Source organism: Stieleria sp. (assembly GCF_041595215.1).
Lineage (GTDB): Bacteria > Planctomycetota > Planctomycetia > Pirellulales > Pirellulaceae > Stieleria > Stieleria magnilauensis.
The window spans coordinates 1-4818 of the sequence record NZ_JBFHKV010000675.1; the positions used below are offsets into that span (position 1 = coordinate 1).

At 59.8% G+C, this 4818-nt stretch carries 4 protein-coding genes; all 4 read left to right on the plus strand.

Features of this window, described 5'->3' with window-relative positions; genetic code table 11:
• A partial coding sequence (locus ABX749_RS22245) for a 2-oxoacid:acceptor oxidoreductase subunit alpha (protein WP_372897916.1) occupies positions 1 to 1504 on the plus strand: 1504 nt, incomplete at its 5' end.
• A gap of 129 nt (positions 1505 to 1633) precedes the next feature.
• Entirely contained in the window at positions 1634 to 2644 is a 1011-nt protein-coding gene (locus tag ABX749_RS22250; RefSeq protein ID WP_145207310.1) for a 2-oxoacid:ferredoxin oxidoreductase subunit beta, read from the plus strand.
• 52 nt (positions 2645 to 2696) lie between these two features.
• Positions 2697 to 3638 (plus strand): cysteine synthase A, encoded by a 942-nt coding sequence (gene cysK / locus ABX749_RS22255; RefSeq protein WP_145207309.1) that lies wholly within the window; start codon positions 2697 to 2699, stop codon positions 3636 to 3638.
• Positions 3639 to 4120: 482 nt separating this feature from the next.
• On the plus strand, positions 4121 to 4818 hold a 698-nt coding region (locus ABX749_RS22260), incomplete at its 3' end, for a hypothetical protein (RefSeq protein WP_372897917.1).

Below are 4818 nucleotides of genomic sequence, written 5' to 3' on the forward strand. Positions count from 1 at the left end.
ACTGGCCAAGGTCGATGCCAATCCGTTGGAGGCAACGGTGATCAACGACAGTTATCGGCTGATCAAGGTGCCGATGACCCAGTTGACCCGCACCGCGGTTTCCGAGCACGGTCTGAGCCCCAAAATTGCGGACCGCTGCAAGAACTTTTTTGCCATGGGCCTGGTGTACTGGCTGTTCGGCCGTTCGCTCGACCCGACGCTGCGTTTCATCGACAACAAGTTCGGCAAGAAACCGGATGTCGCGTCAGCCAACGTCGCGGCGCTGCGGGCCGGTTGGGCGTTCGGTGAAACCACCGAAGCGTTCGGCGAAAGCTATCAAGTCGAAGCGGCCGAGCTTACCCCCGGCACCTACCGCAACATCATGGGCAACCAGGCCTTGGCGTGGGGCTTGGTGGCGGCCAGCAAGCTGAGCGAGAAGGATTTATTCTATGGCACCTACCCGATCACGCCGGCCAGCGACATTCTGCATGAACTGACCAAGCACAAGAATTTCGGCGTTCGCACGTTCCAAGCCGAAGACGAAATCTCCGCGATGTGCGCCACGATTGGGGCAGCATTCGGGGGCACGATGGCGGTCACCGCCAGCAGCGGCCCCGGAATCGCGCTCAAAGCCGAAGCGATGGGCTTGGGGATGATGCTGGAATTGCCGATGGTCGTCGTCAACGTCCAACGCGGCGGTCCGAGCACCGGATTGCCGACCAAGACCGAGCAAAGTGATTTGCTGCAAGCGATGTTCGGCCGCAACGGCGAGTCTCCGATTCCCGTGATCGCACCGCGGTCCCCGGCCGACTGCTTTGACATGGCGATCGAAGCTTGGCGGATTGCCACCGAGTGCATGGTTCCGGTCATGCTGCTCTCGGACGGTTACATCGCCAACGGCAGCGAGCCGTGGAAGATCCCGACCTTGGATTCGTTGCCGCAAATTGAAATCCAGCATCCGGTCGATAGCAACGACGGCGAGCCCTTCTTGCCGTACCTCCGCGATGAAAACATGGGCCGGCCCTGGGCGATTCCCGGGACCGAGGGTCTGATGCATCGGGTCGGCGGTTTGGAAAAAGAACATCAAACGGGCAACGTCAGTTACGACCCTGCCAATCACCAATTGATGACCGAAACGCGCGCGGCCAAGGTTGCCAAGATCGCCGATCGGATCCCCGAACAAGAGGTCTATGGCGAATCCAGCGGAGATCTGTTGGTCGTGTCATGGGGCGGCACCTACGGCGCCTGCCTGACCGCGGTCCGCCGTTGCCAGGAAGCCGGGCACCGCGTCAGCCACGCGCACCTGCGATACCTCAATCCGATGCCGCGAAATCTCGGCGACCTGCTCAAATCATTTGATCGGGTGCTGGTGCCGGAATTGAACATGGGTCAACTCCGCATGTTGTTACGTTCGGCCTACCTGGTCGATTGCATTGGCTACAACAAGGTCCAAGGCAAGCCGTTCGCGGTCAGCGAACTGATTGAGCAAATTGAAGCCCTCGTGCCGGTCGCTGTCGCTGTCTAGATCGTCACGGTCTAGACCCGCCGCGGCCGTTTCGTCGGCAACACCGTGGCCTTGCTCGCAGCGTCGAGCGAGGCGACCAAACGCCGAAGCATCCCTTTAAAACACAAAACGATTCCCCATATTTCCGCCATGTCCCTGCCTGTTCTCAAAGCCGCTGATTTTGCTTCTGACCAAGACGTTCGATGGTGCCCCGGATGTGGCGACTATTCGATTCTGGCGCAGATGAAAAAGGTTCTGCCGGAACTGGGCGTGCCGCGCGAAAAGATCGTTTTCATCAGCGGCATCGGCTGCAGCAGTCGTTTCCCGTACTACATGAACACCTATGGGATGCACAGCATTCACGGTCGAGCGCCGACGTTTGCAACGGGATTAAAATCGACGCGTCCGGATCTGATGGTTTGGGTGATCACCGGTGACGGCGACGCGCTGTCGATCGGCGGCAACCACTTCATCCATGTGCTGCGCCGTAATTTGGACATCAACATCGTCCTGTTTAACAACCGGATCTACGGGTTGACCAAGGGCCAATACAGCCCGACCAGCACGGAAGGCCAGGTCACCAAGAGCACGCCGATGGGATCGATCGATCATCCGCTCAGCCCCCTATCGGTTGCGTTGGCCGCCGAAGCGACTTTCGTGGCTCGGTCGTTGGACGCCCACGTCAAGCATCTCGGCGAAGTGCTCAAACGCGCCTCGCAGCACAAAGGGACCTCGCTGGTCGAGGTGTACCAGAACTGCAACGTGTTCAACGACGGTGCGATGGCCTACGCCCAAGAAAAGAAACAGCGTGCCGACAACGTCGTCGAACTCGAACACGGCAAGCCGCTGGTGTTTGGCAAAGACAACGAGAAAGCGATCCGACTGGTCGGAACCCATCTGGAGATCGTCAACCGCAACGATGTCCCCGATGATGACCTGCTGATCCACGACGAAAAAGATCCCAACCCGTCGATTCAAATGATGCTGGCGAGAATGCGTTATCCTGAAATGCCCGAGCCGATCGGCATTTTGCGTGACGTCGACAATGTCTCGACCTACGACGAACAGATCAACGCACAAGTCGACCTCGCCAAGCAGACCCGCGGCGAAGGTGATCTAGAAAAGCTATTCCACGCCGGGGACACCTGGGTCGTGGGCTGAAACGTTTACAGACGATGTCATCATTCAACGGTTGTTCCAGGGAGGAATGAACATGCCACGTGGAAAGACTTACTCAAACGCGACCAAAGCCATCGGCGATACCCCGATGATCCAAGTGAATCGCTTGGTGCCCGAGGGTGGCGCGAGCGTGTTCGCAAAGTGCGAATTCTTTCAGCCGCTCAACAGCGTCAAGGATCGGATCGGCGTTGCGATGATCGAAGCCGGCGAAAAGGACGGCACGATCACGCCGGAAACCCATGTGATCGAACCGACCAGCGGCAACACCGGCATCGCGCTGGCGTTCGTCTGTGCCGCAAAGGGCTACAGACTGACGTTGACGATGCCCGAGTCGATGTCGGTCGAACGCCGCGCGCTGCTCCGCGCGATGGGTGCCAACCTGGTGCTGACGCCTGCCGGAGATGGGATGAAGGGCGCGATCAACAAAGCCGCCGAATTGGTTTCCCAAGACGAAACCGCCTTCATGCCGCAACAATTCGAGAACCCCGCCAACCCGGCGATTCACGAAGCGACCACGGGGCCGGAGATCTGGGAAGACAGCGGCCACCAAATCGACGCGATCGTGGCCGGCGTCGGCACCGGCGGAACGATCACCGGTGTCGCACGCTACCTGAAACAGAAAAACCCCGACTTCAAAGCGATCGCCGTCGAACCGGTTCATTCGCCGGTCATCAGCGGCGGATCACCGGGGAAACACCGGATCCAAGGCATCGGTGCCGGGTTCATCCCCAAAAATCTGGACACCAGCATCATCGATGACGTGGTCCAGGTCGATGACGAAGACGCGTTCGCCTGGGGCCGACGACTGGCCAAAGAAGAAGGCATCGTCGGCGGAATCAGCAGCGGGGCCAACATGTGGGCCGCCGCCCAAGTCGCCGCACGTCCGGAAATGAAAGGCAAGCGGATCGTCACGATCATGTGCAGCTTGGGAGAACGCTACCTGAGCACTCCGCTGTTCGGCGATCTGGGCCTGTAAGCACTCCGCCGGCGCTGCAGGTTTTCACTGGAGTCAGGGGGGCCCGTAGGCTCACGTCAAACGGCTGATCATCGTTCGAGATCAGCCGGTTCGCGCCAGCGTCCGGGCCTCGTCATGGGTGTTGACCGGGCGGTCATCGGCGCGCGCCCTTTACCGCAAAAAATGCGTCGCCGCGCTGTCGCAAACCCCCGAACCCATCGCAGATTGCCCCCGAGAGCGTATTGGGGGGGCTGCCCCGATGCTCACGCACCGTCTCACCTGCGACGGGATGGGAACCACGCACCGCCCGTTCGCCTGCCTACATCCCGCCGCTGGGGTACAATGGCTTACGATTGCCCGCGAGACGTCTTTTTCTCGCACTGCTTAGCGATCGGCGATCCTTTGGACTCGTCGAATGCGGCTTGATGCGGTAAGAATCACCCCTCGGCGACCCACACTGTCGCCGATTTTTCATTGTGGCAGAAGAGTAATTACAGGCGATCATGGCAAAGGGTTTGTTCACTCAAGGGATGTGCGTGTTGCTGCGAAGCCCCGTCGCTTTGGCGGAGCTGCAGGACAAACTCTCGGCGTTTGACATGATTGGTGTCCAGGAATCGGCCGTCGATGGTGCGTCCCCGGAAACGCTGGTGATGAGTTTTCGGCCCGAGGTGGGAGGCCACCTGCTGGTCACGCCCTCGACGGAAAAGTGGCCGGACCAGATGGGAGATCCGGAAACCTCTCCCGATGTGTTTGTCGCTTGGTCCCTGGGTCAATTCGGGCCGCTCGCGTTCCCCGGCTGCCTGGAACGGGCCGCGGAACAGTCGTGGGGGTGGGAGGACGGTGAAGATGTTCCACAGCAACACACTTCGCACGTTCGTCTGTTGATCAGCTACGTCTTGGGGGCAGATGAATCGGAGCCGGAGGACGACGATTCTGAAGACGTGGTGCTGATTCCCGATGACTACGATCCGATCGAAGAGCTGCGATTCTTGACCAAGGCCGTTTCGGCGCTCCTGGAACTGCCCCAGGCGATTTGCTATTTCAATCCGGGCGGCGAAGTCCTGCGGGATCAAAATGGGCTGCGACAAGGGCTGAACTACGCCTGGAACTACGAATTGCCGCCCCTGGACATGTGGACCAACGTGCGACTGTTTCGCGTCGATGAATCCTGGGCGTTGATGGACACCGTCGGCATGGGGCA